Source organism: Pseudomonas sp. HN11 (assembly GCF_021390155.1).
Classification (GTDB): domain Bacteria; phylum Pseudomonadota; class Gammaproteobacteria; order Pseudomonadales; family Pseudomonadaceae; genus Aquipseudomonas.
This window is the reverse complement of sequence record NZ_CP089985.1, coordinates 3,575,192-3,598,233: the sequence shown is the minus strand read 5'-3', so window position 1 is coordinate 3,598,233 and position 23,042 is coordinate 3,575,192. Positions and strand designations below refer to the sequence as shown.

Here is a 23,042-nt window from a genome sequence, read left to right as displayed (position 1 = left end):
ATCCAGTCCAACCACAAACGTACAAGAATCCGTCCAACCCGCCTCAGTAGACTCGCCGCACTCTTTCTACTGCAGGTTTTCCATGGACATCTTCCTCTACGCCTTCAGCGTCATGTACAGCCCCGGCCCCGTGAATTTCATGGGCCTCCACGCGTTCTATGTGCACCTGGTCGCAACATGAGTGGGTCTTGCCACCTCGGTGGGTTTCTATAGGTACTTGAGCCAGGCCAGGTCGCGGCGTCGCGCCTTGAGCCCGGCAAACCAACGTACCGGCGGGTACAGCGCCAGCGGCAGCAGCAACGCGACCAGCCAGATGGCCCCCATACCGTCGAAGCCGAAGTAGTTGCCGTGATTCAGGCCAAACAGCGCCACACAGGCTACGTAGAGGATTTTCAGCACATACAGGTGCAGCAAATAAAAGAACATCGGCACCGCCCCGAAGGTGGCGAGCATGCCGATCCAGCGCTTGTGCCCAGCTTTTTCAAACGCCAGCAGCAACAACAACCCGATCCCCAGCGTCAGTGCCAGAAACAACAACGAAGGCGGGTACTTGGTGATGTTGAAAAAGCTCATCAATGTCTGCACGCCACTGTCATAGGCCTGCCAGGGTTTCTCACCATAGCCATTGACTGTGCGCAACACCACGAATCCGATCAATGCACCCATGCCGCCCAGCAATAGATAACGCTGACGCAGCGCCGGCTGCATGCTGTTGGCGAACCACGGGCCGAGGCCATAACCCAACGCAATCACGCCGATCCATGGCAGCACCGGATACGTGATGCGCAGGCGCAGCGAGTCACCCACTTCGATCCAGCTGCGTTCATGCAGGATCGTCCATGGAATATGCAGTGCCGAACCTGCCTCGAAGTGCAGCCCGTCCAGCAGGTTGTGCCCGGCAATAATCACCACCGCCAATAGGATCAGCAGCGCACGCGGCAGCCACACCAGCACGGCAAGGGCGATCATGCTCACGCCAATCGCCCAGATCACCTGCATATAGATCACGCTGGGCGGCAGTTGAAAGGTCCACGCAAAGTTGACCAGGGTAAATTCCAGCACCACCAGGAACAGCCCGCGCTTGCACAGGAACGCCGACACATCGCGTCGCCCCTGATATTTCTGGCCATACAGCCACGCCGATAAGCCTGTGAGCAACACAAACACCGGCGCGCACAGGTGGGCAAGGGTGCGGCTGACGAACAGCGCGGGCTCGGTGCTGTCGATGGTCATCGGGTCGCTGACCTGGCGGTGCAGCAGGAAGGTTTCGCGCACATGGTCCAGTAGCATGAACAGAATCACCAGACCGCGCAGGGCGTCGATGGACAGGAGGCGTTGGCGCAGGGGAACAGCATCAATCATGGGCGACGTCACAGGGCAGGGCGGAAGTGGGGCGTTATCCTATAACATTAATTTGCGCGTTGCCGCGATTCGTTGCTCCGATTAGAATGCGATCAATTCTTAATTACTCCGTGGCGCTCGCGCCGGTGATTCGCATGTCGTCCCCCCTACATCTGCCTATTCAGGACCTGTACTGCGAACACCACGGGTGGCTGTACCGCTGGCTCGATCGCAAGGTGGGCAATGCCAGCGATGCGGCCGACCTGGCTCACGATACTTTCATGCGCCTGCTCACCCGCCCAAACAGCGCCGGGTTTGGCAGCGAGCCGCGCGCGTTGCTCACCCATATCGCCAAAGGCCTGATGATCGACAACTGGCGCCGCCAGGACGTCGAGCGTGCGTACCTGGAAACCATCGCCCACCTGCCCGAGCAGGAAGTGCCGTCGCCCGAAACCCGTTGGCTGATCCTTGAGGCGCTGTACCGCATTGAAGCCATGCTGCGTGATTTGCCGGAAAAGACCCGTCAGGCCTTCCTGATGTCGCAGATCGACGGTTTGACCTATCAGCAGATCGCCGACGAGCTGAAGGTGTCGCTGGTCTCGGTCAAACGCTACATGCGCGATGCGTTTCTTGCGTGCCTGAGCGTGGCATGAACCCGTCCATCGACCCGCTGATCCTCGGTGAAGCCGCCGACTGGATGGTGCAGTTGCAGTCCGGCAGCGCGACCGACGAAGATCGCCGCGCCATTGCCCAGTGGCAAGGCCGCAGCGCTCAGCACGCCCAGGCCTGGCAACGGGCGCAGGCGATTCTGGGGGATTTCAACAGCGTGCCTGCAGCGATTGCTGGCGACACGCTCAAACGCATCGGCCGCAAAAAATCCCTCGGCCGCCGCCAGGCCCTTGGTCTGTTGCTGCTGGCGGGCCCGGCGACCTGGCTGGCCTACCGGCACAAACCGTGGCAACAATGGACCGCCGACCAGTACACCGCTGTCGGCGAGCAACGCAACCTCACGTTGCCCGATGGCACACGCCTGCTGATCAACACAGCCAGCTCGTTGAATATCAAGTTCACCGAGCAAATGCGGCGTATTGAGTTACTTAAGGGCGAAGTCATGATCACCACCGCCAAGGACCCCGCGCCGACCCATCGGCCGTTTGTCGTACAGACCCGCCACGGTAACGCCCGTGCCTTGGGTACGCATTTCAGCGTGCGGGTGGGCGAGCAGAGCAGTCGCGTGGCTGTGCTCGATGGCGCGGTAGAAATGCTGCCGCAGCATGCCAGCCGTGGGCTGATCCTCAAGGCCGGTGAACAAAGTGCCTTTGGCAGTGACAGCGTGGCAGCCGTTCAGCCGCTGGAGATCAGCGCCACCACCTGGCAAAACGGCATGCTGCTGGCCCAGCAGATGCGCCTGGCGGACTTGCTCGATGAGCTGGGACGTTACCGCCATGGCGTGTTGCGCTGCCACGACAGCGTCGCCGGGCTGACCGTGTCCGGGGCGTTCCCGCTGCGTGATACCGACGCCAGCCTGCGCCTGTTGCAGGAAACCCTGCCGATCAAGGTCAGCAGCCTGACCGGCTACTGGGTGACCCTCGAACCGCGCTGAATTTTTTCGCTTTTCGCTGATACCTTTTCAGTTGTCGCGCGGTGTAGGGGAGAACCCTCAACGTTGCACCGTGCCGACAGGAACCCCCATGACCTTCACACCGCACCCCATTCGCCCCTTGAAGGCCTTGAGCCTGGCTGTCGCGCTGGCGGCCATCGCGCCCTGGCACAGTGCCGTTGCAGCGGAGGCAGCATCGACCAGCGCGACGCGCAGCTACAACATTGCACCAGGGCTATTGGGTAATGTGCTGGCGCAATTCGCGGCGTTGTCCGGGGTGCCGTTGTCGTTTGATTCCAACCTGCTCAATGACCAGCAAAGCTCCGGTTTACAGGGCAGCTTCACTGCGCAAGCCGGCTTCATGCAGTTACTGCAAGGCAGCGGATATGCCTTGCAAAGTACCGGCGCGAATGGCTACACCGTGGTGCCCCAGGCGACGGGTGATGCGCTGGAGCTGGGCGCAACCACCATCAGCGGCGAGAGCGGGACGCAGGCGGACACCTATGCTGGCGGCCAGGTCGCACGCTCGGCGCGTTTGGGGGTGCTGGGCAATCGTTCGATCAATGACGTGCCGTTCAGCGTGGTCAGCTACACCGCCAAGACCATCGCCGACCAACAGGCGCGCACCGTCGGGGATGTGCTGCTCAATGACGCATCTGTGCGCCAATCATCGGGCTTCGGCAACTTTTCCCAGGTGTTCACCATTCGCGGCCTGCCGCTTAATACCGATGACATTGCCTTCAACGGCCTGTACGGCGTGCTGCCGCGGCAGATCATCACTACAGAAGCCCTGGAGCGGGTCGAGTTGTTCAAAGGCCCCAACGCCTTCGTCAACGGTGTTTCGCCAGCAGGCAGTGGCATCGGTGGCAGCGTCAACCTGGTGCCCAAGCGCGCCGAAGATACGCCCATCCGCAGCGTCACCCTCGACACCACCACCGATGGTCAAAGTGGCGGTCATCTCGACCTGGGCCAGCGATTCGGCGAAGACAACCGCTTCGGCGCGCGAGTCAACCTGGCCAGGCATGGCGGCGACACGGCCATCGAGGATGAATTCAAAAGTTCACAACTGGTGGCCATCGCCCTGGATTACCGGGGTGATCGTCTGCGCGTGTCCTCCGACGTCGGCTACCAGAAAGAGCGTATCAACAACGGTCGTTCCGTGGTCTATCCCAATGGCAGCCAAGTGCCGAAGGCGCCGTCGGCCAAGCACAACTATGCCCAGGACTGGAGCTGGTCGGAGCTGGAAGACACTTATGGCATGTTCAACGCCGAATACGACCTGAATGACAGCTGGACGGCCTACGTGGGTGGCGGTGCCAAGCACACGCGGGAGAATGGGCAGTATTCTTCGCTGTATGTGGGCAACGATGGCAGTGGCCGCGTGGGCTTTTTATACTCGCCTCACGATGAGGACAACAAGAGTGCCATGGCCGGTTTGAACGGGCAGTTCAACACCGGCCCGGTGACCCATCAGATGAACTTCGGTTTGTCCGGCATCTGGGGGGAGCAGCGTTCGGCGTTTGAAGCGATCCTGCAAGCCAACCGCCGGCCGGGCAACCTCTACAACCCGACTCAGATCCCGCGTCCGACCGTCACTTACTTCGGCAGTGATATCCATGACCCACGCATTGTCGGCAAGAACCGCATCAAGAGCGCCGCTGTTTCCGACACCCTGGGCTTTGTCGATGATCGTGTGTTGCTGACCCTGGGCGTGCGGCGCCAGACCATTGAGGTGGACGCATGGAACACCACCACGGGCGTGCGCAACGCCAACTATGCCGAAAGCATCACCACGCCGGTGTATGGCCTGGTGGTCAAACCGTGGGAGCATGTTTCGTTCTACGCCAACCGTATCGAAGGGCTGGCCCAGGGGCCGACCGCGCCATTGACCAACGTGACTAACCCGGGCGAGGTCTTTGCGCCTAACCGCAGTAAACAGACCGAAGCAGGGGTGAAGCTGGATTGGGACAGCATTGGTGCGACCTTGGGTGTCTACCGTATCGAGCAGCCGAACAGCGCCACCAACACCAACGCCAATGGCACCAACACCTTCAGCGTCGACGGCGAGCAAATCAACAAGGGCGTAGAGCTGAACGTCTTCGGCGAACCGGTTGAAGGCCTGCGTCTGCTGGCGGGTGCGACCTGGATGAACACCGAGTTGAAGAGCACTTCCAACGGCCTCGGCGATGGCAACCGCGCCGCCGGCGTGCCGCGCTTCCAGTACAACGTTGGTGCGGACTGGGACATTCCCGGCCTTCAGGGCGCGGCTGTCAACGCGCGCATGCTGCGCACCGGCGGCGAGTACGTCAACGCGGCCAACACCCTGAGCATCCCCGCCTGGACCCGCGTCGATCTCGGCGCCCGCTATGGTTTCAAGGCAGACGACAAGTACATCACCTTGCGCGCCAACGTCGAGAATGTGGCGAACAAGGCGTATTGGGCGTCGGCGTCGACGGCCAACAATTACCTGACCCAGGGTGAGCCGCGTACGATCAAACTCTCCGCAACGGTGGACTTCTAACCGACGATGCCGATCAAATGTGTGAGCGGGATTGCTCGCGAATTCAGTGGTTCAGTCAATATCGATGGCGACTGACACACCGCATTCGCGAGCAAGCCCGCTCCCACACTGGTCCTTGTCTCACCAAGGATTCTGATACTGTCAGTGAAATCGCTTGTGCAGGCTCCTCATCATGACTACCCCACAATCCGTCCTCGACTTCTGGAGGCACGCCGGCCCCAAACGCTGGTTCGCCAAGAATAATGCTTTCGACGCCACCTTCCGCGACACCTTCCAAACTGCCCACCTGCAAGCCGCTCGGCGCGAACTCGAGCATTGGCTGGACTCGGCGGAAGGTGCCTTGGCGCTGCTGATCCTGCTTGACCAATACCCCCGCAACGCCTTTCGCGGCACCGCCCATATGTTCGCCACCGACCCGCTGGCGCGCCTGTATGCCAGGCGTATGGTGGACGCTGGGCTGGATCAGCAGATCGAACCGGTATTGCGCGCGTTCTGTTACCTGCCGTTCGAGCATTCGGAAGACCCGGCGGATCAAAAGCGCTCTTTGGTTTTCAATCAGCAACTGGACGCCAGCACCTACCATTGGGCCAAGGAGCACGCTGAGATCATTGAGCGCTTCGGGCGTTTTCCCCATCGTAATGAGGTGCTGGTCCGAGAGACCACAGATGAAGAGCGTGCCTTTTTAGACAAGGGTGGCTTTGCCGGTTAGCCCGGTATTCCGTCAAGGAATGCCCCCATAAAAACAGCGCATTGTCTTTCTCGCCGCACATCTCGTAGCGTGGTGTTCCACTCACGGAGAATCGTTATGAGCCAGCGTCCGTTGCGCCTGTATGTTGATCATTTGTATACCAGCCCCTACGCGATGTCGGTGTTCGTCACCCTGCGGGAAAAAGGCCTGGCGTTCGACACCTTGACCCTGGACTTGGATGCCGCGCAGAACCAGACCGCCGACTTCGCCCAACTGTCCCTGACCCAGCGCGTGCCGACCCTGGTAGAAGGAGACTTTGCGCTGTCGGAGTCTTCGGCAATTACTGAGTACCTGGAAGAGACTTACCCCGAGACGCCGGTCTATCCGACCGATCCCAAGCAGCGGGCGAGGGCGCGGCAGGTGCAGGCCTGGTTGCGCAGTGACTTGCTGCCGATCCGCCAGGAGCGTTCGACGATGGTGGTGTTCTACGGGCAGAAGATGCCGCCATTGTCCCCCGTGGCCGAAGTGGTGGCGCGCAAGCTGATCAGCGCGGCACAGACGCTGTTGGCGGGTAACCGGGCGTATCTGTTCGGCGCATGGTCGATTGCGGATGTGGACCTGGCGGTGATGCTCAATCGCTTGATCCTCAATGGCGACAGCCTACCCGCCCAATTGTTGGAATATGCGCAGCGCCAATGGCAGCGGCCCTCTGTCCAGGCCTGGGTGCAACAGCAACGCCCGGCGCAGTAGTCGACCATTCATCCTCTATGCGCGTTGACGCGCTTGACAGCCGTCACCCAGCGGACAAATACTCTCGGCATATTCATATATATGACTAAATAACAAAGTGAATGTGGCCCCATGAATACCTTGTCCAGCGATATCCGTCTGCCGCTTTATCAACGCCTGCGTGACCATCTGGTCGAGCAGATCGCCAACAATCGCTGGCGCCCTGGTGAAGCGATCCCCACCGAAGCGGTGCTGTCCGCCGAATATGAGCTGTCCACCGGCACCGTGCGCAAGGCCGTGGATGCGTTGGTGAACGAAGGTATTCTTGAGCGCCAGCAGGGGCGGGGCACCTTTGTGCGCCGCCCGCAATTCCAGTCCTCCCTGTTTCGATTCTTCCGTTTTCAAGGCCCTGCGGGCGAGCGTCAGGTGCCGGAAAGCCGCATCCTCACGGTTGAATCCCTGGTCGCGCCGTCGGCAGTCAGTGAGGCGTTGGGCCTGGCGCCCGAGGCCCAGGTCATCCGCATCCTGCGTACCCGTTTGTTTGATGTGCAGCCGCTGTTGGCCGAAGAGATCTGGCTGCCACGCACGCGCTTCCAGGCGTTGCTGGATATCGATCTGTCCCGGCAAGGCCCGTTGCTTTATCCGGTGTATGAAGACGTCTGCGGGCAAGTGGTGGCCTCGGCCGAGGAAACCCTGACGGCCGAATCGGTCAACGAGGTGTACGCGCGCTTGCTGCAGGTGCCGGTCAACAGCCCGGTAGTGGTGATCGAGCGCCTGGCCCGCGATTACGCCGGCCAACCCCTGGAGTGGCGACGCTCCCGCGGGCACGCCGAGCACTTCCGCTACCGCGTGGACATTCGCTGACCCGACACCCGTACCTCTAACTATTTGCCTAACACTGGCCCGGCTGCGGCACGGTTCGCGCCCGGCTGCCTCGCGTTTGACCTATAAGGATAACAATCATGTTCAGCTGGTATCGCCAAGTCACTCCTCGGGAGCGCAAAACGTTCTGGGCCTGCTTCGGCGGATGGTCCCTCGACGCACTGGAAGTGCAGATGTTCGGCCTGGCGATCCCGGCACTCATCGCCGCCTTCGCCTTGAGCAAAGGCGATGCAGGTTTGATCAGCGGCGTCACGCTGGTGACCTCGGCCATCGGCGGTTGGGTCGGCGGCACCTTGTCCGACCGCTACGGCCGGGTGCGCACGTTGCAGTGGATGATCCTGTGGTTTTCGTTCTTTACGTTTCTATCGGCGTTCGTCACCGGCTTCCACCAACTGCTGATCGTCAAGGCGCTGCAAGGCTTCGGCATCGGCGGTGAATGGGCGGCGGGCGCGGTGTTGATGGCCGAGACTATCAACCCGAAGTACCGCGGCAAGGTGATGGGCACCGTGCAAAGCGCCTGGGCCGTGGGCTGGGGCGTCGCGGTCGGGGTGTTTGCGCTGATTTATTCGTTTGTGCCGCAGGACATGGCCTGGCGTGTGATGTTTGTGGTGGGCCTGTTGCCGTCGTTCCTGATTATCTGGGTGCGCCGCAATGTCGAGGAGCCCGACAGCTTCCAGCGTCTGCAAAAAGAACAGGCGATTCCACAGAGCTTCTTCACGTCGCTGGCCGGCATCTTCCGTCCTGAGCTGATTCGCGTCACGCTGTTCGGCGGTCTGTTGGGCCTGGGTGCTCATGGCGGTTATCACGCGGTGATGACCTGGCTGCCGACCTTCCTCAAGACCGAGCGCAACCTGTCGGTACTCAACTCCGGCGGCTACTTGGCGGTGATCATCTTTGCCTTCTGGTGCGGCTGCATCGCCAGTGGTTGGCTGATTGATCGCATCGGCCGGCGCAAGAACATCGTGCTGTTCGCGCTGTGCTGCGTGATCACTGTGCAGGCTTATGTGTTCCTGCCGTTGACCAACACGCAGATGCTGTTCCTCGGCTTCCCGCTGGGCTTTTTCGCGGCCGGTATTCCGGCCAGTCTCGGGGCGTTGTTCAACGAGCTGTATCCGGCGGATGTGCGCGGTGCGGGCGTGGGCTTTTGCTACAACTTCGGGCGCGTCTTGTCCGCAGTGTTTCCGTTCCTGGTGGGGCATATGAGCGACTCCATGTCCCTCGGCTCGGCCATCGGCATAGATGCCGGGATTGCCTACGGCGTCGCGGTGATCGCCGCGCTGTGTCTGCCCGAAACCCGTGGCCGCGTGCTGGAAGCTGCGCCCGTCGACAACGTGGTGACCGGCCAGCGCGCCCAGGCTTGATCCTTTTTTACTCTTGAAAGACGAACCCTATGCTTGATAACTGCTCCATCACCGGCATCGACGCCCACGCCCATGTGTTCAGCCGCACACTGTCCCTGGCCGGCGAACGTCGCTACACCCCTGGCTACGACGCTACGCTGGCGGATTATCTCGACCACCTGCGCGCCAATGGCTTGAGCCATGGCGTGCTGGTGCAGCCCAGCTTCCTGGGCACCGACAATCGTTACCTGCTGGCCGCCTTGCAGCAGGCACCCGATCGGTTGCGCGGCGTGGTGGTGGTTGAACGCGATATCCCGCGCGACGCTCTGTACGCCATGGCGCGTTCAGGTGTCGTGGGCGTGCGGCTGAACCTGGTGGGCCGGGCGCTGCCGGATTTTGCCGAGTCGGGCTGGAGGGCGTTCTTCGAGCACATCGTCGAGCTGGGCTGGCATGTGGAATTGCACCGCGAGCTGGACGATCTGCCGCAGTTGGTGCGGCAACTGCTACCGTTCGGGATGAAGTTGGTGATCGATCATTTCGGGCGCCCCGACGCGCGACTGGGCGTCGAGCAGCGTGGCTTTATCGAGTTGCTGGAGCTCGGGCTCGACGGCCGTCTGTGGTTGAAAGTTTCGGGTATCTATCGTCTCGCTGGCAGCGCGGCGCAGAACCTTGAATTTGCCCACCAGGCCATGCCGTTGCTGCAACAGAGCGTCGGCCTGCATCGGTTGGTGTGGGGCAGTGACTGGCCGCACACCCAGCATGAAGCGTCTATCGGCTATGCCGCAGTGATTGAGCAACGCCAAGCCCTGGGTTGGTCGGCAGCGGTCGAGCAGGCTTTGCTGATCGACACGCCCCGCCAGCTATTCGGCTTCCACCACGCGTAGCCAATCCTCCTCCACACGGCGGTCCAGGTCTTCCCAGTCGGCCATGCCCAGTACCCGCATGGTGTTCAGGCCGCGCAGGTAACCACGTAATTGTTGGGCGCTGGCGCTGATTTGATCGGCGTCCGCTGTCTTGTCCTGCAGCACGCTTTCATAGTCGACCAGGTAATCGGCGACCCGCTCGCGAAACTCCGGTAGTACGGCTTCGCGGATGCGGTCGAAGGTTTTCTGGTAGGGCTTCATGGCGGGGTCCTTATAAGTTTTATGTCAGCACTATCGGTTCAGATAATAGTCACCATCAAGGATCGCAAGTTCTGTTTTTGCGGGAAAAGCGGAAAATCACCCCATCGAGACGCTGTTCAAGGAAATGCGCGATGAGGACGTTTATTCAGCTGGCTTTGATGGCTTTGATGCTTGGCACGGTTGCTATCAATAACGCGGCGATCGCCGATGATCTGCGTACGAGCCATTTGCTACCTATCAACGGTAGCGTAGACTCCCTGCAGCACGCGCAGTCGGTGGGTGTGTTGCTGAGTGACAACACTCGCGACAACCTCAGCTACCTTGAACGCTATCATGACGTGGCCTTGAATGGCGCCAAAGATGCCCTCGATGAGCGTATCCGCCAGGCGTTCGTCAATAGCTCCGACCCTGAACTGGCCATCGATTGGTTGATGAGTTCGCTGCAAGGAACCTTTTTGTCGGTGACTGTCTACGACAACCTGGATGCCTTGGTGCAGGCTCACCCCGATGTAGTGGTAATGCTCGATACCCATAACCAACTGCTGACCCAGCGTAACGATCAGGTCGAGGCGCGTTTCATTGCGCGGTTCTACGACGCGAACCTGCAATACATCGCCAAGGCCGAGGGTTCAGTGCACAAGCAGGTGCCGTCGGTGTGGGTGCATGACAAGGCTGCACCGGAGATTGCCGCGCAGATCGAGCAGCAGCGCGATGTGCAACTGGATGCCTTGAAGCAGTTCGATGCGTCGCTCAAGGCACTGGTCCGTGCGGGTTGATGTGAACCTTTATTTTTATCGTCAGGAATTTTTCATGCGCGCTTTTTTCGCCCCGGCCTTGGCCTTTGCTTCTCTGCTGCTGGCCGGTTGTGTTTCCGCCCCAAACGCTCCAACCCTGACCTTGCAGACCAGCAAAACGCCTGAAGCCTATGTGCAGTGCGTGCTGCCCAAGCTGGAAAAACACAAGATCACCTCCACCGTGACGCAGAACTCGCGCCACGCCAAAGTGGTGCTGACCAGCAAGATTGCCGCCGATGATGTGCTGGAAGCCTACAAGTCCCAGGACGGTGGCAAGGTTTTCCTGTATGAGCGCAAGCCGCTGGCGTCAACGATTACGCCGTCGCGGCTTGAGCTTGCCGCCAAGGAATGCCAATAATTCCAGGCGACGCATAACCGAATGTGGGAGCGGGCTTGCTCCCCCATTTTGATTTGTATTCGGCTTAAGGCTTGGCTTCGTTGCTGAAGGCATTGACCGTCTTGACCAACCCCTGCGCCGCCAACGCCACCAACTCCCCACCTTTCTCAACCGTCGCCAGCGCGGGGTCTGATCCCATGCGTCCATCCGGGAAGCGCGCGCGGAAGTCCAGGGCTTCACGGATTGGCCCGGTGTTGGCGATTCGCGGCGAATAATCGGCCGTCTTGACCGAGTCCGGGTACGCCCACTGCGTCACCGCAATCTCCGACGGCGTGGCATGGCTGCCATGGCCCACCGGGAATTGGCGTTGGGCCAAATCGTTCACACCCTCCAGGTCCCACCAGTTCACCAGTTTCAAGGCAAACCCGGCCGGACGGCGGGCGAAGCTGGCTTCGGCGTACAGCTCGGAAAAGGCCGCCTCAATGGTGGCGATATTGCCGCCGTGGCCGTTGAGGAACAGGATCTTCTCGAAACCATGCCCGGCCAGCGAGCGCACCCAATCGCCAATCGCGGCGATAAAGGTGGAAGGGCGCAGGGAAATGGTGCCGGGAAAACCCAGGTGATGCTGGGCCATGCCGATATTGAAGGTGGGGCCGATCAGGATGTCGGCGTTCTTTTGCGCTTCATGGGCGATGATTTCCGGGCACATCCAGTCGGTGCCCAGCAGGCCGGTCGGGCCATGCTGTTCGTTGGAACCGATGGGAATCACGACCGTGCGGTTGCGTTCCAGAAACTGCCCGATCTCGATCCAGGTGGATTTGTGTAGAAGCATGCGACGCTCTCTTATCTATGGGGACAGGCTATCCGCCACGGATTGTACGACTACTCGCCACCTGTTGGGGTTTGCAATTGAGGTACGTCGACGACTTCAGCCAGCGCTGGTCGGGGTACCACGAAAACATGAACTGCCCATCCTTGAGCTTGTCCACTACCTGGCGTGCCACCTGCGGGCGTACCGCCGGGCAACCCTGGCTGCGGCCGATACGGCCTTCGCGCTTGCTCCACAAGGGGCTCACGTAGTCGGCGGCATGAATGACGATGGCGCGGTCGCGGGCCAGGTCATTGAAGCCCGGCTCCAGGCCATCCATGCGCAGCGAGTAACCGTGGGTGCCCAAGTAGCTTTCCTGGGTGCGGAACAGGCCAAGGCTGGACTGGTGGCTGCCTTCCAGATTGGAGAACTGGGTGGCGAAGTTTTCCCCGGACTTGGCGCCATGGGCGACAAGGTCGCGCAATACCAGGGTCTTCTTGCGCAAATCGAAGATCCACAGCCGACGGGCGGTCGAAGGCTGGGAATAGTCAATAACCGCCAGGCGGTCGGAACGTTCCTCGCCATTATTGACCGCGCACTGCACCGCGTTCAGGGCGCTTTTGAGTACAGTGGGATTGAGTTCTGGAGCCGAGCGCGCCAGGCTGCTATACAAGTTAGGAGAGGTCTGATTGGCGGCGAGCGCAAAATTGCTCAGCGTAGCCAACGTCACGGCGATCAAGCCGAGGCGGCGCATGAAAGTCAGCATCTACAAAGTGTCCCCGGTGTGGATTGGAGCCAAGTCAATTGTTCAAAAAACACGCATGTTACTTGAGCATTTGCCTGCTCGTTGCACCATTGGTCGCGACAGCCGACGCGCTACCGGTCGAGCCGTTGCCGGTGACAACGCCCGCGCCGGTCGATCTGGCGCCCGTGCAGCAGGCGTTGGCGCAACTGCCCAGTGTCTGCCCAAGCCTGGCGCCGCAACTCGACGCCGCCGCCCAACTGCGCCTGCAAGCCTTCTATCAGCAACAGGGCAACGTGCCGCTGTGGTCCACCGATGAACGTCGACAAGCCCTGCAATCTCAGTTGCTGATGCTCGCCGATGACGGCCTGGACCCCACCCACTATAGCTTGCCTGTGCCGGATGCCACGGCCAACGTGCTGTGCAGCGATATCGCCGTCAGCCAGCATTATTTGCAAGCCCTGCAGGATCTTCATTACGGGCGCCTGCAACAATCGCGCTTCGAACCGCTGTGGCATTCCCAGCCACCCACTCGCGACCCCAACCTTGACGTGCTGGCCTTTGCCGCCACGGGCTTGCAAGACATGGCCCAGGCGTTCGATCAGGCGCGGCCCAGTGCCGATTTGTATCGCAGTCTGCGCAACGCCTATTCCACTGTGCGCCAGCAACCGTTGCCCCATTGGGACCCCGTCGCCAACGGGCCGCTGCTGCGTCCCGGCATGGAAGATCCGCGTGTGCCGGAATTGGCGCAGCGCCTGATCAGTGGTGGCTACTTGGTCAAGGCGCCCAGCGGCAAGCAATACCGCGACGAACTGGTCAAGGCGGTCAAGGCGTTCCAGCTCAGCCATTCCTTGCAGGCCGACGGCGTGATCGGCGCCGGTACCGTGGCCGAACTGAATATCAGCCCGGCGATCCGTCGCGAACAGTTGCGCATCAACCTCGAACGCTTCCGCTGGCTGGCCCAGGACCTGGAGCCCGAAGGCGTGCTGGTCAACGTCGCCGCCGCACAACTTAGCGTGTACCAGAGCGGCATCCCGGTATGGCAAACCCGCCTGCAAGTCGGCCGCGCCGAACGTCAGACGCCGCTGCTCAAATCGCGCATCACCCGCTTGACTCTCAACCCCACCTGGACCATCCCGCCCACCATCATGCGTGAGGACAAACTGCCGGCCATCCGCCTCAACCCGGAATACCTGCGCCAGCAGAACCTGCAAGTGCTCGATGCCGAAGGCCACCCGCTGACGGCCGAACAGGTGGACTGGGCACGCCCCGGCAATATCCTGCTGCGCCAGCAAGCCGGTCCGCGCAACCCGTTGGGCAAGATCGTGATGCGTTTCCCCAATCCGTATTCGGTGTATCTGCACGACACACCGAGCCAACCGCTGTTCACCAAAGGGCCGCGGGCATTCAGTTCGGGCTGTGTGCGGGTCGAGCAGCCATTGCTTTTGCGGGATTTGCTGGTGAGCCCGGCCGAACGCACCCGTACCGATGAATTGCTGGCCACCGGCGTGACCCATGAGTTCAGGCTGGCTACGCCGGTGCCGGTGCTGTTGAGTTACTGGACGGTGGAGGTCAATCGCGAGGGCGGCTTGGTGTATGCCCCGGATATCTATGGGCGGGACCTGGTGTTGATGAAGGCGATGGGGGCTGTGCTGTAGTGAGCGAGGCAAGCCCGCTCAACACGGAGCCAGGATTTGCCATAGAGGTAAGTCTCTTCAAAATCATCGCGATTGCCTGAGCAGGCGTCGTTAAGGCGGTGTCAACCGTCCATGGCACTTCATCCCAGTCTTCGTACTCATGCGCCAGCACCGACTCCCAAGTAGGTGGAACCAAGCCGGGAATATCCCCCATTCGGCTTTCCACCCGACGTTGATGTTCTTGCCGGTCAGCGCAAACCACCCGAATATCCAGCAACTCAACACCTGCCATTGCAGCGGATGCTTTCCACGCTTCCCGGCTTTCCTTGACCGGGTTCACGCAGTCAGCCACCACCGTCTGCCCCACTCGCAGGTTGCTCAACGCCAAGGCGCTCGCCACCCCATAACCGCTGGCGCCCACATCGCCCGCCAACACGCCTGCATCACGGATCGCCTGTTCAATCACATCAATGCGCAGGTACACCGCGCCGATCTGGCGCGCCAGTGCCTGGGCAATGGTGGTCTTGCCCGTGCCGGGCAGTCCGCTGAAGACAATTAGCATAGGTGGCTCTCGATAAGGTTGGGCCGGTTCAGGGTATCCTTCAGTTCCCCACTGGTCGACCACAGGACAGCCCATGCGCTTGCCGTTCGTGAAAATGCACGCCCATGGCGACGATTTCATCATCATCGACCGCCGTGGCCTGGACGATCCGATCACCGCGAAAGTCGCCCGCCAACTCGGCAACCGCCACACCGGTATTGGTTTCAACCAACTGGCCGTGGTGCTCGATTGCGAAGACGCCGTTGCGCGCGTCACATTCTGGAACCCCAACGGCACGCCACTGGCCGCCTGCGGCAGTGCTACCCGAGGTGTGGCTGATCGCTTGATGCATGAGGCGGGCACGGATTCGGTGGTGCTGCGTACTGACCGGGGCTTGCTGACGTGTGTGCGGGCAGCGGGGCGGCAAGTCTCGGTGAATATGGGCGAGCCGTCGCTGCACTGGTCGGCGGTGCCGCTGGCCGAGGCCATGGATACCTATCGCTTGCCTATCGATGGCGACCCGGCGGCGTGCAGCATGGGCAACCCGCATTGCACGTTTTTCGTGGAAGACATCACGGCTGTCGACGTGGCGGCCGTCGGCCCGGCGCTGGAAAATCACCCGTTGTTCCCGGCCAAGACCAATGTGCATTTCGCGCAGGTACTCGACCGTGGCCATATCCGCCTGCGCATCTGGGAGCGCGGCGGTGGCGTGCCGTTGGGCTCCGGTTCGTGCTGTTGTGGTGCGGTGGTCAATGGAATTCGGCGTGGGTTGCTGGACGCCACGGTGCAGGTGCAATGTGACGGCGGCACGGTGACGGTGCATTGGGCGGGCGAGGGCGGCGTGGTACTGACGGGCAGTGTGGAGCCGGTGCTGCAGGGCAGCGCCTATGTAGACTGAAATTTAACGGTAAAGGTGGTGCCCCCAGTGGCGCAGGAGCTTACCGCCACATCCCCGCCATGCACCCTGGCCAGCTCGCGCACGATATAGAGGCCCAAGCCCACACTGCGCACGTCACTGCCCTGGTCGGTGCCGCGGGTCATGGGCTCGAATAATCCGGCCAATAGTGTTTCGGGAATCGTATCGCCATAGTTGTGCACTGACACTTCACTGGCATCGCCACCCAACCGTGACGTCACTGTGATCGGCTGTTGCGGGTCGCCATAGGCCACGCTGTTGGCCACCAGGTTGCCGATGATCTGCTGTACGCGATCCGCGTCCAGGCTGGCGTCGCCATTGCCCTCGGCGTGGTGCTTCAGCGTCGCCTTGGGAAACGCCACGCGCAGTTCATCCACGGCGTGATGAATCACCTCATGCAGATCCAGCGGCGCTGCCTTGATGGTGATGCCCTGGCCGACGCGCGCCTGGGTAAAGTCCAGCAGGTCGGCGATCATGCGTTGGGCACGCTCGGACGACTGGCCGATATGCCCCAGGAGTTGGCGTTCCTTGGCGGTGCGGTCGCCTCGGTGGAGAAAGTCCGACGCCATGCGAATCGCCGTGAGCGGGTTCTTCAAGTCATGGCTGACAATTGCCACCATTTGCTCAGCGAATAACGCGCGGCGCTGGGAGATGGCATAGGCCTCGCGCAATTTGGCCTGGGCCTGCTGCAAGGCGACTTCGGTGGCAGTCTTTTCCTGCAACAGCGCTTCAGCCAGGTTGCGAGCGTTAAGCAACTCGCGTTCGTACTTATCGCGGTCGGTGGTGCCGAACAGCGCCAAATCGTATACCGCGCCGTCGCCGTGTTCCCGCTTGAGGCCGTTGAGCAGCACGGTGACCTTGCGGCCATCGTGGTGCACCATGTCGAGCTTCACTTCGGTGACGCTGCCATGCATGCGCAGCATCGGCGCCAGGTGGGTCTGGTGGAAGATCCGTCCGCCCATGGTCAGCAAGTCCTGGAAGCGCCTGCCGCACAGCTCGGTGGTGCTGAACCCCAGCCAGTCGCTGAAACGGACGTTGGCTTGCAGGATCGTGCCGTCTTCCGAGGTGACGGCCAAGGCGCAGGCGGCGCTGTCGAACAGGTCAGCTGGCACGAGCAACCGCCCAAGGTGCCAGGAAACTGTCCATGGCCGCCGCGCAGGCCTGCGGCGCGCTCATGTGCGGGCAGTGGCCGACGTTGTCCACCAGGCAATAGGTGCTGTTGGGCAATACGCTGTGCAGGTAGTCACCCACGGCGACCGGGGCAATCAAGTCATCACTCGATTGCAGGATCAGCACCGGGGTGGTCAGGCCGATCACGTCCTGGCGGTTGTCCGACATGAACGTCACTCGCGCGAACTGCTTGGCGATTTCGGGTTCAGTGCGGCAGAAACTCTCGGTCAATGCCTCACTTAGCGCTGGTTGACCGGGCGCGCCCATGATGACCGGGGCCATGGCGCTGGACCAGCCAAGGAAATTGCTGTCGAGGGTGTCGAGCAAGTCGTCGATATCGGCGCGTTTGAAACCACCGACGTAGCCATCATCGTCAATGTAGCGCGGCGAGGGACCGATCATCACATGCGCCGCGATGCGGCCCGGTGCCAGGCGGTCGGCGAGGGCGCCGATCATTGCGCTCACCGAGTGCCCCACCAGAATCACGGAGCCGATGGCATAGGTGTCGATGATTTCATTGAGATCCCGGGCATAGCCGTCCAGTGTGCTGTATTTGGTCTTGTCGAAGGCGGTCAAGTCAGAAAGGCCGGCACCCACCAAGTCGTACATCACCACGCGAAAGCGTTCCAGGAAGTGCGGTGCCAAGTAGTTCCACATGGCCTGGTTGCAGCCGAATCCATGGGAAAACACCAGGGTCGAAGACCCCTTGCCCATCACACTGACATTGTTGCGCTGACGTAGGTCCATGGGCTTCCCGGTTATGGCGTTTTGCTATGCGTGAAGGCAGTTTAGATAGTCAACGGCGCGGGGTCACGCGTTATAGCGCCGATAAGGTAAAGTCGCCTTCTTCAGGATGAAACTTCAGGTAACCAAGCATGATGGCGATTTTGCGGCAATCCGTCTTGAGTCTGGTAGCGCTGGTATTCCTTGGTCTATGGGGCGCTGTACAGGCGGACACTTCGCCCATCGGCGTGGCCCTCGATCAGCGTGTGATTGACCTCACCAATACCCTGGACGCCGCCACCGCCACCCGTCTGAAAAACCAGCTCGCAGACCTCGAACAGCGCAAAGGCGCACAAGTGGCCGTCTTGCTGGTGCCCTCCACCGGCGGCGTGAGCATCGAGGATTACGCCAACCAACTGTTCCGCGCCTGGAAGTTGGGACGCAAGGACGTCAACGACGGCATCCTGCTGGTGGTGGCCAAGGAAGACCGCAAAGTGCGTATCGAAGTGGGCTACGGCCTGGAAGGCACGGTCACGGATTTGCTGGCGCACCGTATCATCGAAGAACACATCACCCCGGCATTTCGTCAGGGGGATTTTATCGGCGGTGTTTCCCAGGGCGTGAACGACCTGGTGGTGCTGGTGGACGGCGGTGATTTGCCCAAAATCGCCGGGCCGGGGATCAACCCTCAGTTCATTGCGATACTGCTGGCGTTTGTCATCGGCGCCATCGGCGGTGTGCTGATCAGTGCCGGCAAATTGCATTGGCGCCGCGCGCTGATTGCCACGGTGTCGATCACCGTACTGTTGGCTATCTTCGGCGGCGGCCGTGACTGGCTGGTGTTCCTGCTGGTCATGCCGCTGACGATGCTGATCGGCGGCGCTACCTTCGGCGCATTGTGGATGGCGCGCTCGGTGTTTTACTGCGTGGTCGGGCTGCTGGCTTACATCCTGGGCTTGGTGGTGGTTGATCAACGGTATGCCGATGTCAACTTCATCCACTGGCTGGTGTTTCCGCTGGGGGCGTTGCTGACACTGGGGTTGTACCTGGTGCTGCTGGTGATCATGAAAGATGCGTGGAAGCAAAGCCGCGTTGGCTTTATCGCACGGCTGCTGGCAGCGGTGGGGGTGTATGTGGCGGCGGGAGTGCTGATGGAACTCGGCCGTAACGGCTGGCTGTACGCGTTCCCGATTGCCTCGTTTGCGGCGCTGTTCATCTTTGGCAAGACCAGCGGCGGGTCGGGGTCTTCGGGCAGTGGATCGAGTTCGAGCTCCAGCCGCTCCAGTTCCAGCAGCAGTTCCTCCGGCGGCGGTGGTTCCAGTGGCGGCGGCGGGGCGTCCGGGAGCTGGTAAAACATCACAGCGGCTTAGATAGAAACACCCGGCTGCTGCCCTCAGGCTCACACGGTATCTCGCCAAAACGTACCCAGCCATGCTTCTCGTAAAACCCCGGCGCTTGAAAGCTGAGGGTGTACAGCACAGCATTGCGACAGCCCCGGCGCCGGGCCTCTTTTTCAAAGGCATGCAGCAGCTGACTGCCCAGACCCGAGCCGCGCAGCGTGTCGGGCAGGTGGAACAGATCGAGAAACGCCGTGCCCAGCGTGGTTTTGCCGGTGATACCGCCAAGGATTTGCCGGGTGTCAGGATTCTTGATCAGCACCGCCAGCAAGCGCCGGTCGTTATAGCCCGTGATGGCTTCATTGAATGCTGCCAAACCATCCCCCAGGACACGCTCGGCGTCGGGATGGAGTTGGTCGCTGACTTCAATGTGTAGGGCTGTCATCACGGGTTCTCGTCTGGCTTATGCGCGCCGTTATCCTCCCATGTTATCGGCCCTGATCTCAAAATCTATTGCTTCGCGGTAAGGATCTCCGAGCGAAGTATGTTGGCCTTTTCCCGCCGCCTGGGTGGGTTGCCAGCTTTGGGTATTGGGATCGAATACTTCGGCGTCGTCCCCGGCGGTGTCATCCAGGGGGTTGTGGCGTGGCTGGTCGTTGTCGATGTGCGTTGCAAGCGCTTGATACGCAGCGGGGTAAGGATTGAAGCCGTTGATTGAAGACATGGCAATACCTCTCTGATAGTGAAAGAACTAACCCGTCAGGACCTGTCTGGCGGGTTGCGTCAGAGGCTACAGAGCGTGGAAAGGCCTTTCAATCAGGCGGTTTGCGGTGGATGTAACGGGGTGAAACCGCCACCGGGTGCACTCATGCAATGGCTGTTGTGGCTGTACGATATCTCCCGTTTTTTTGCTTGTCGATGCAAGTGAAATGTCAGAGGTGGTGCACGTAGATCAGGTGTTTGCATACTGAAATACATTGGCGTCTTTTACTGCCCGTGACTGGTTTACGTCCGCACACATAAATGCCGCCTTAACCCTGAGGCCTAAAACACCCTCACCATTTCATGCCACGCCATGCCACCGTGATCCGACGGCGACGGCTGCACATATTGGTAACCCATGCGTTCATACAGCGGCACATGCTGTTCCTTGCACATCAGATGAATCGTCTGCTTGCCCATGCCGCGCATGCGTTGCACAAATTCAGTCATCAACGCTTTTGAGTAACCCTTGCCCTGGTGCGCCGGGTCGACCACCACCGACATGATCACCACATTCGGCGCGTCGGCCGAGTGGCCCACCAACTCCTTGAACGCCTCATCCGACATCACCACTTGGTGGGCACAACCGCAATTGATGAAACCCACCACCTCGCCAGCCGCTTCCAGGATCAGAAAGCCTTGCGGGTATTGCGCAATACGCGTGGCGATCTTTTCCAGTGTGGCGGCTTCGTCGCCTTCGTAGGCGCTGGTCTCGATCTCAAAGCAACGGGCGGCGTCGGTGGGGAGGGCGTTGCGGAAGGTGAGGGCGGGCATAGGGTTTCCTGGGGTGTTGACTGAAAGGTGACATCTTAGGTATCAGGCAACCGCATAGCCACAGGACGGCGTATCAATGTGCGTTTTCTACGCCTTCATGACGAAGCGTCTGCGCGAACTGTTCCTTGAAACGGTTGATCTTTTGTTGGAATTCGGTGGTGTAGGTGCCGTCAGGCCCGTCCGGGCGGAAGTCAAACTTGATCGGATAGCCGTTCCCCGGCGTCTCGAAATTCGCAGGTTGCGGGCCGCCAACTTCCGCATTCGGAAATGCCATGCCCGTCGTTTCGGCGATCCTGAAGGCAATGTTCATGGTTTTATCGACATCACTGGCCTTGACCACCACCTCGATTTTTTCCCTGGCGGGAGGCGCGGTGTTGACAATGTTTTGAAGTTCGCCAACCCGTGACTGAGAGACAGCCGATGATGCCGGCAGGAACTGAGGTTGAATAGTCGACATGTTGGGGCCTCGCTAATGGAATGGATAGAGCGATTGAAAATTCGCCAGGCTTTGTGGCGACTCGCGTCAGTCTGGTTCCAAACGGGGGGATCGTTTAGGGCGCGACGCCCTGTCGCCAGCCAATGTCGGCGACGGGGCGAACTATAAAGCGCACTGAGTCAGGGCATAACCAAGAGCGCTTATCAGACCCCACCCACCAACTTGCCCCCCTCCATCCGGCGCTTATACGCACTGTCCCGACTCGCTAACCAGAAATACAACGGCGAAGTCACCAGCAACCCCACCACCCAGGACAGATCCGCCCCGTTGATGTGTTCCGAAATCGGCCCCACATACAGCGGTGTGTTCATGAACGGGATCTGCACCACAATCCCCACCCCATACGCCAACAGTGCCTGCGGGTTATACCGCCCATAGATCCCGCCATCCACGCGAAAGATCGAAGCGATGTCGTACTTGCCTTTATGGATCGCATAAAAGTCGATCAGGTTGATTGCCGTCCACGGCACCAGTACCACCAGCAGCACCAGCACCATGTCGACGAAGTGGCCGATGAAGTCTTTCGAGGCGAACACGGCTGCAATCGAACAGGCCGCCAAAACGATGACTGAAATCACCGCACGGCTTTTCGCAGTCGGAATCCAGCGATACGCGAAGGTCTGCACCAAGGTGATGATCGACAGCACGGCGCCATACAGATTGAGCGCGTTATGGCTGATCACGCTGAGCAAGAACAGCACCAGCATCAACGGGCCGATAGCGCCGGTAGCGAGCTTGACCGCATCCATGGTGTCCATGCCCACCGGAGTCGCCAATACGGCGACGGCGCCGAAGATGAACGACAGGCTTGAACCCAGGGCTGAGCCGAGGTAGGTAGTCCAGAAGGTGGACGCGACCGGCACGTCGGCCGGCAGGTAGCGTGAGTAATCTGACACGTAGGGGGCAAACGCGATTTGCCACAGGGCTGCCAGGGACACGGTCGCCAGCCAGCCTGAGATGTTGAAGCTGCCGCGTGTCAGAAAGTCTGTGGTCTGCACGTGGGTGAAGATATAGCCAAACCCGAGCACGATCCCCGCGCCCAGCACCCAGGTACCGATGCGGTTGAGCACGTGGATGAAACGGTAGCCGATGATGCCGATGATCCCGGAGCCGATGGCACCGATCACGATGCCCACCGGGACTGGAACCGCGTCGACCACGCCATGCAGGGATTTACCCGCGAGTACGATGTTGGAGGCGAAGAAACCGATGTACATGACGCCGGCGATCACCACCACCAGCAAGGCACCGAGGGAGCCGAACTGGGCGCGGCTCTGGATCATTTGCGGGATGCCCATTTGCGGACCCTGGGCCGAGTGCAGCGCCATCAGCACGCCGCCGACCAGGTGGCCGACGAGGATGGCGACGATGCCCCAGATGAGGTTGAGGTGGAACAGTTGCACACCCAACGCACCCGTGACGATCGGCAGCGGCGCGATGTTGCCGCCGAACCACAGGGTGAACAGGTCTCTTACCTTTCCATGGCGATCTTCCGGGGGCACGTATCCAATCGTGTGTTTTTCGATAAGCGGGGCGGAGGATGTTGCAGTGGTAACCATGACGAGCTCCAAGGCAAGGTGAGTACGTTGACGTACTTCGCTGTGCGACGCGTGGGCGGCGCTTTGTTGTTGGAGTGATGATCTGCAATGGGCGCGGGGAGGTAAATTAGTAAGTTTGTTGCTATAGACCTTAAAAAATATAGCTCGCCCGCTTTTTTGCTCCGGTATGTTGCATGGGCTTCAATTGTTAAAAAAAGCGGCTTTTTTTCGCACCGGTATGG

At 60.6% G+C, this 23,042-nt stretch carries 25 protein-coding genes and 1 pseudogene; 14 read left to right on the top strand and 12 right to left on the bottom strand.

The window, feature by feature from the left end; translation table 11 throughout:
- Nucleotides 1-82: 82 nt before the first annotated feature.
- Nucleotides 83-154, top strand: a pseudogene (locus tag LVW35_RS28990) (LysE family translocator); the annotation flags it as partial.
- 53 nt (nt 155-207) lie between these two features.
- Here LVW35_RS28990 and LVW35_RS16115 read toward each other — a convergent pair.
- Nucleotides 208-1,362, bottom strand: a complete 1,155-nt coding sequence (locus LVW35_RS16115) for a DUF1624 domain-containing protein (RefSeq protein WP_233891072.1) — start codon at nt 1,360-1,362, stop codon at nt 208-210.
- 134 nt (nt 1,363-1,496) lie between these two features.
- Here LVW35_RS16115 and LVW35_RS16110 point away from each other — a divergent pair, with 134 nt between their 5' ends.
- From LVW35_RS16110 to LVW35_RS16075, 8 genes are all read left to right on the top strand, one after another.
- Nucleotides 1,497-1,994 (top strand): sigma-70 family RNA polymerase sigma factor, encoded by a 498-nt coding sequence (locus tag LVW35_RS16110; RefSeq protein WP_233891071.1) that lies wholly within the window; start codon nt 1,497-1,499, stop codon nt 1,992-1,994.
- Entirely contained in the window at nt 1,991-2,944 is a 954-nt protein-coding gene (locus LVW35_RS16105) for a FecR domain-containing protein (protein ID WP_233891070.1), read from the top strand. The genes LVW35_RS16110 and LVW35_RS16105 overlap by 4 nt, the downstream gene beginning before the upstream one ends.
- A gap of 88 nt (nt 2,945-3,032) precedes the next feature.
- Entirely contained in the window at nt 3,033-5,462 is a 2,430-nt protein-coding gene (locus LVW35_RS16100) for a TonB-dependent receptor (RefSeq protein ID WP_233891069.1), read from the top strand.
- Between the two features lie 172 nt (nt 5,463-5,634).
- On the top strand, nt 5,635-6,171 hold the full coding sequence (locus LVW35_RS16095; protein WP_233891068.1) for a DUF924 family protein: 537 nt from the start codon (nt 5,635-5,637) through the stop codon (nt 6,169-6,171).
- Between the two features lie 96 nt (nt 6,172-6,267).
- A complete protein-coding gene (yfcF, locus tag LVW35_RS16090) occupies nt 6,268-6,900 on the top strand; it encodes a glutathione transferase (protein ID WP_233891067.1) in 633 nt (210 codons plus the stop codon).
- Between the two features lie 111 nt (nt 6,901-7,011).
- Entirely contained in the window at nt 7,012-7,743 is a 732-nt protein-coding gene (locus LVW35_RS16085; protein ID WP_233891066.1) for a GntR family transcriptional regulator, read from the top strand.
- A gap of 98 nt (nt 7,744-7,841) precedes the next feature.
- The gene (locus LVW35_RS16080; RefSeq protein WP_233891065.1) at nt 7,842-9,122 is read left to right on the top strand and encodes an MFS transporter; all 1,281 of its coding nucleotides are present in this window, start codon (nt 7,842-7,844) and stop codon (nt 9,120-9,122) included.
- A 29-nt stretch (nt 9,123-9,151) separates the two neighbouring features.
- On the top strand, nt 9,152-9,985 hold the full coding sequence (locus LVW35_RS16075; protein ID WP_233891064.1) for an amidohydrolase family protein: 834 nt from the start codon (nt 9,152-9,154) through the stop codon (nt 9,983-9,985).
- On the opposite strand, the gene LVW35_RS16070 is transcribed toward LVW35_RS16075, so the two are convergent.
- Nucleotides 9,962-10,225 (bottom strand): hypothetical protein, encoded by a 264-nt coding sequence (locus tag LVW35_RS16070; RefSeq protein WP_233891063.1) that lies wholly within the window; start codon nt 10,223-10,225, stop codon nt 9,962-9,964. The genes LVW35_RS16075 and LVW35_RS16070 overlap by 24 nt on opposite strands.
- A gap of 131 nt (nt 10,226-10,356) precedes the next feature.
- Here LVW35_RS16070 and LVW35_RS16065 point away from each other — a divergent pair, with 131 nt between their 5' ends.
- Together LVW35_RS16065 and LVW35_RS16060 are read left to right on the top strand one after the other, a co-directional pair.
- Complete coding sequence (locus tag LVW35_RS16065) at nt 10,357-11,001, top strand: ATPase (RefSeq protein ID WP_233891062.1); 645 nt, start codon at nt 10,357-10,359, stop codon at nt 10,999-11,001.
- 34 nt (nt 11,002-11,035) lie between these two features.
- Nucleotides 11,036-11,377, top strand: a complete 342-nt coding sequence (locus LVW35_RS16060) for a hypothetical protein (protein WP_033896691.1) — start codon at nt 11,036-11,038, stop codon at nt 11,375-11,377.
- Nucleotides 11,378-11,441: 64 nt separating this feature from the next.
- On the opposite strand, the gene LVW35_RS16055 is transcribed toward LVW35_RS16060, so the two are convergent.
- Both LVW35_RS16055 and LVW35_RS16050 read right to left on the bottom strand, forming a co-directional pair.
- Nucleotides 11,442-12,188: a creatininase family protein gene (locus LVW35_RS16055; RefSeq protein ID WP_233891061.1), complete on the bottom strand. Its 747-nt coding sequence runs from the start codon at nt 12,186-12,188 to the stop codon at nt 11,442-11,444.
- Between the two features lie 28 nt (nt 12,189-12,216).
- Nucleotides 12,217-12,930 (bottom strand): murein L,D-transpeptidase catalytic domain family protein, encoded by a 714-nt coding sequence (locus LVW35_RS16050; protein WP_233891060.1) that lies wholly within the window; start codon nt 12,928-12,930, stop codon nt 12,217-12,219.
- Between the two features lie 38 nt (nt 12,931-12,968).
- Between LVW35_RS16050 and LVW35_RS16045 the strand changes: the two genes are divergently transcribed.
- A complete protein-coding gene (locus tag LVW35_RS16045) occupies nt 12,969-14,564 on the top strand; it encodes a L,D-transpeptidase family protein (protein WP_233891059.1) in 1,596 nt (531 codons plus the stop codon).
- Here LVW35_RS16045 and LVW35_RS16040 read toward each other — a convergent pair.
- Complete coding sequence (locus LVW35_RS16040) at nt 14,479-15,105, bottom strand: AAA family ATPase (RefSeq protein WP_442799562.1); 627 nt, start codon at nt 15,103-15,105, stop codon at nt 14,479-14,481. The genes LVW35_RS16045 and LVW35_RS16040 overlap by 86 nt on opposite strands.
- A 73-nt stretch (nt 15,106-15,178) precedes the next feature.
- Here LVW35_RS16040 and dapF point away from each other — a divergent pair, with 73 nt between their 5' ends.
- Entirely contained in the window at nt 15,179-15,982 is an 804-nt protein-coding gene (dapF, locus tag LVW35_RS16035) for a diaminopimelate epimerase (RefSeq protein ID WP_233891058.1), read from the top strand.
- Here dapF and LVW35_RS16030 read toward each other — a convergent pair.
- On the bottom strand, nt 15,970-17,112 hold the full coding sequence (locus LVW35_RS16030; RefSeq protein WP_233891057.1) for a PAS domain-containing sensor histidine kinase: 1,143 nt from the start codon (nt 17,110-17,112) through the stop codon (nt 15,970-15,972). The genes dapF and LVW35_RS16030 overlap by 13 nt on opposite strands.
- Nucleotides 17,102-17,917, bottom strand: a complete 816-nt coding sequence (locus LVW35_RS16025) for an alpha/beta fold hydrolase (RefSeq protein ID WP_233891056.1) — start codon at nt 17,915-17,917, stop codon at nt 17,102-17,104. The genes LVW35_RS16030 and LVW35_RS16025 overlap by 11 nt, the downstream gene beginning before the upstream one ends.
- 128 nt (nt 17,918-18,045) lie before the next feature.
- On the opposite strand from LVW35_RS16025, the gene LVW35_RS16020 reads away from it, so the two are divergent.
- Nucleotides 18,046-19,245 carry a TPM domain-containing protein gene (locus tag LVW35_RS16020; protein WP_233891055.1) on the top strand — a complete coding sequence of 400 codons (1,200 nt, stop codon included), beginning with the start codon at nt 18,046-18,048 and terminating at the stop codon, nt 19,243-19,245.
- 4 nt (nt 19,246-19,249) lie between these two features.
- Here LVW35_RS16020 and LVW35_RS16015 read toward each other — a convergent pair whose 3' ends face one another.
- From LVW35_RS16015 to LVW35_RS15995, 5 genes are all read right to left on the bottom strand, one after another.
- Nucleotides 19,250-19,675, bottom strand: coding sequence for a GNAT family N-acetyltransferase (locus LVW35_RS16015; protein WP_233891054.1), 426 nt, complete (start codon nt 19,673-19,675; stop codon nt 19,250-19,252).
- Between the two features lie 30 nt (nt 19,676-19,705).
- Nucleotides 19,706-19,954, bottom strand: a complete 249-nt coding sequence (locus LVW35_RS16010; RefSeq protein ID WP_233891053.1) for a hypothetical protein — start codon at nt 19,952-19,954, stop codon at nt 19,706-19,708.
- 320 nt (nt 19,955-20,274) lie between these two features.
- Entirely contained in the window at nt 20,275-20,766 is a 492-nt protein-coding gene (locus LVW35_RS16005) for a GNAT family N-acetyltransferase (RefSeq protein ID WP_233891052.1), read from the bottom strand.
- A 73-nt stretch (nt 20,767-20,839) separates the two neighbouring features.
- A complete protein-coding gene (locus LVW35_RS16000; protein ID WP_233891051.1) occupies nt 20,840-21,223 on the bottom strand; it encodes a hypothetical protein in 384 nt (127 codons plus the stop codon).
- Nucleotides 21,224-21,405: 182 nt separating this feature from the next.
- Entirely contained in the window at nt 21,406-22,821 is a 1,416-nt protein-coding gene (locus tag LVW35_RS15995; protein WP_233891050.1) for a purine-cytosine permease family protein, read from the bottom strand.
- Between the last annotated feature and the right edge of the window lie 221 nt (nt 22,822-23,042).

Bases quoted from the DNA above. Each gene is read 5' to 3' on its own strand.
- LVW35_RS16115 (WP_233891072.1), bottom strand. From the start codon at position 1,362: ATGATTGATGCTGTTCCCCTGCGCCAACGCCTCCTGTCCATCGACGCC.
- LVW35_RS16110 (WP_233891071.1), top strand. From the start codon at position 1,497: ATGTCGTCCCCCCTACATCTGCCTATTCAGGACCTGTACTGCGAACAC.
- LVW35_RS16105 (WP_233891070.1), top strand. From the start codon at position 1,991: ATGAACCCGTCCATCGACCCGCTGATCCTCGGTGAAGCCGCCGACTGG.
- LVW35_RS16100 (WP_233891069.1), top strand. From the start codon at position 3,033: ATGACCTTCACACCGCACCCCATTCGCCCCTTGAAGGCCTTGAGCCTG.
- LVW35_RS16095 (WP_233891068.1), top strand. From the start codon at position 5,635: ATGACTACCCCACAATCCGTCCTCGACTTCTGGAGGCACGCCGGCCCC.
- yfcF (WP_233891067.1), top strand. From the start codon at position 6,268: ATGAGCCAGCGTCCGTTGCGCCTGTATGTTGATCATTTGTATACCAGC.
- LVW35_RS16085 (WP_233891066.1), top strand. From the start codon at position 7,012: ATGAATACCTTGTCCAGCGATATCCGTCTGCCGCTTTATCAACGCCTG.
- LVW35_RS16080 (WP_233891065.1), top strand. From the start codon at position 7,842: ATGTTCAGCTGGTATCGCCAAGTCACTCCTCGGGAGCGCAAAACGTTC.
- LVW35_RS16075 (WP_233891064.1), top strand. From the start codon at position 9,152: ATGCTTGATAACTGCTCCATCACCGGCATCGACGCCCACGCCCATGTG.
- LVW35_RS16070 (WP_233891063.1), bottom strand. From the start codon at position 10,225: ATGAAGCCCTACCAGAAAACCTTCGACCGCATCCGCGAAGCCGTACTA.
- LVW35_RS16065 (WP_233891062.1), top strand. From the start codon at position 10,357: ATGAGGACGTTTATTCAGCTGGCTTTGATGGCTTTGATGCTTGGCACG.
- LVW35_RS16060 (WP_033896691.1), top strand. From the start codon at position 11,036: ATGCGCGCTTTTTTCGCCCCGGCCTTGGCCTTTGCTTCTCTGCTGCTG.
- LVW35_RS16055 (WP_233891061.1), bottom strand. From the start codon at position 12,188: ATGCTTCTACACAAATCCACCTGGATCGAGATCGGGCAGTTTCTGGAA.
- LVW35_RS16050 (WP_233891060.1), bottom strand. From the start codon at position 12,930: ATGCTGACTTTCATGCGCCGCCTCGGCTTGATCGCCGTGACGTTGGCT.
- LVW35_RS16040 (WP_442799562.1), bottom strand. From the start codon at position 15,105: ATGCTAATTGTCTTCAGCGGACTGCCCGGCACGGGCAAGACCACCATT.
- dapF (WP_233891058.1), top strand. From the start codon at position 15,179: ATGCGCTTGCCGTTCGTGAAAATGCACGCCCATGGCGACGATTTCATC.
- LVW35_RS16025 (WP_233891056.1), bottom strand. From the start codon at position 17,917: ATGGACCTACGTCAGCGCAACAATGTCAGTGTGATGGGCAAGGGGTCT.
- LVW35_RS16020 (WP_233891055.1), top strand. From the start codon at position 18,046: ATGATGGCGATTTTGCGGCAATCCGTCTTGAGTCTGGTAGCGCTGGTA.
- LVW35_RS16015 (WP_233891054.1), bottom strand. From the start codon at position 19,675: ATGACAGCCCTACACATTGAAGTCAGCGACCAACTCCATCCCGACGCC.
- LVW35_RS16010 (WP_233891053.1), bottom strand. From the start codon at position 19,954: ATGTCTTCAATCAACGGCTTCAATCCTTACCCCGCTGCGTATCAAGCG.
- LVW35_RS16005 (WP_233891052.1), bottom strand. From the start codon at position 20,766: ATGCCCGCCCTCACCTTCCGCAACGCCCTCCCCACCGACGCCGCCCGT.
- LVW35_RS16000 (WP_233891051.1), bottom strand. From the start codon at position 21,223: ATGTCGACTATTCAACCTCAGTTCCTGCCGGCATCATCGGCTGTCTCT.
- LVW35_RS15995 (WP_233891050.1), bottom strand. From the start codon at position 22,821: ATGGTTACCACTGCAACATCCTCCGCCCCGCTTATCGAAAAACACACG.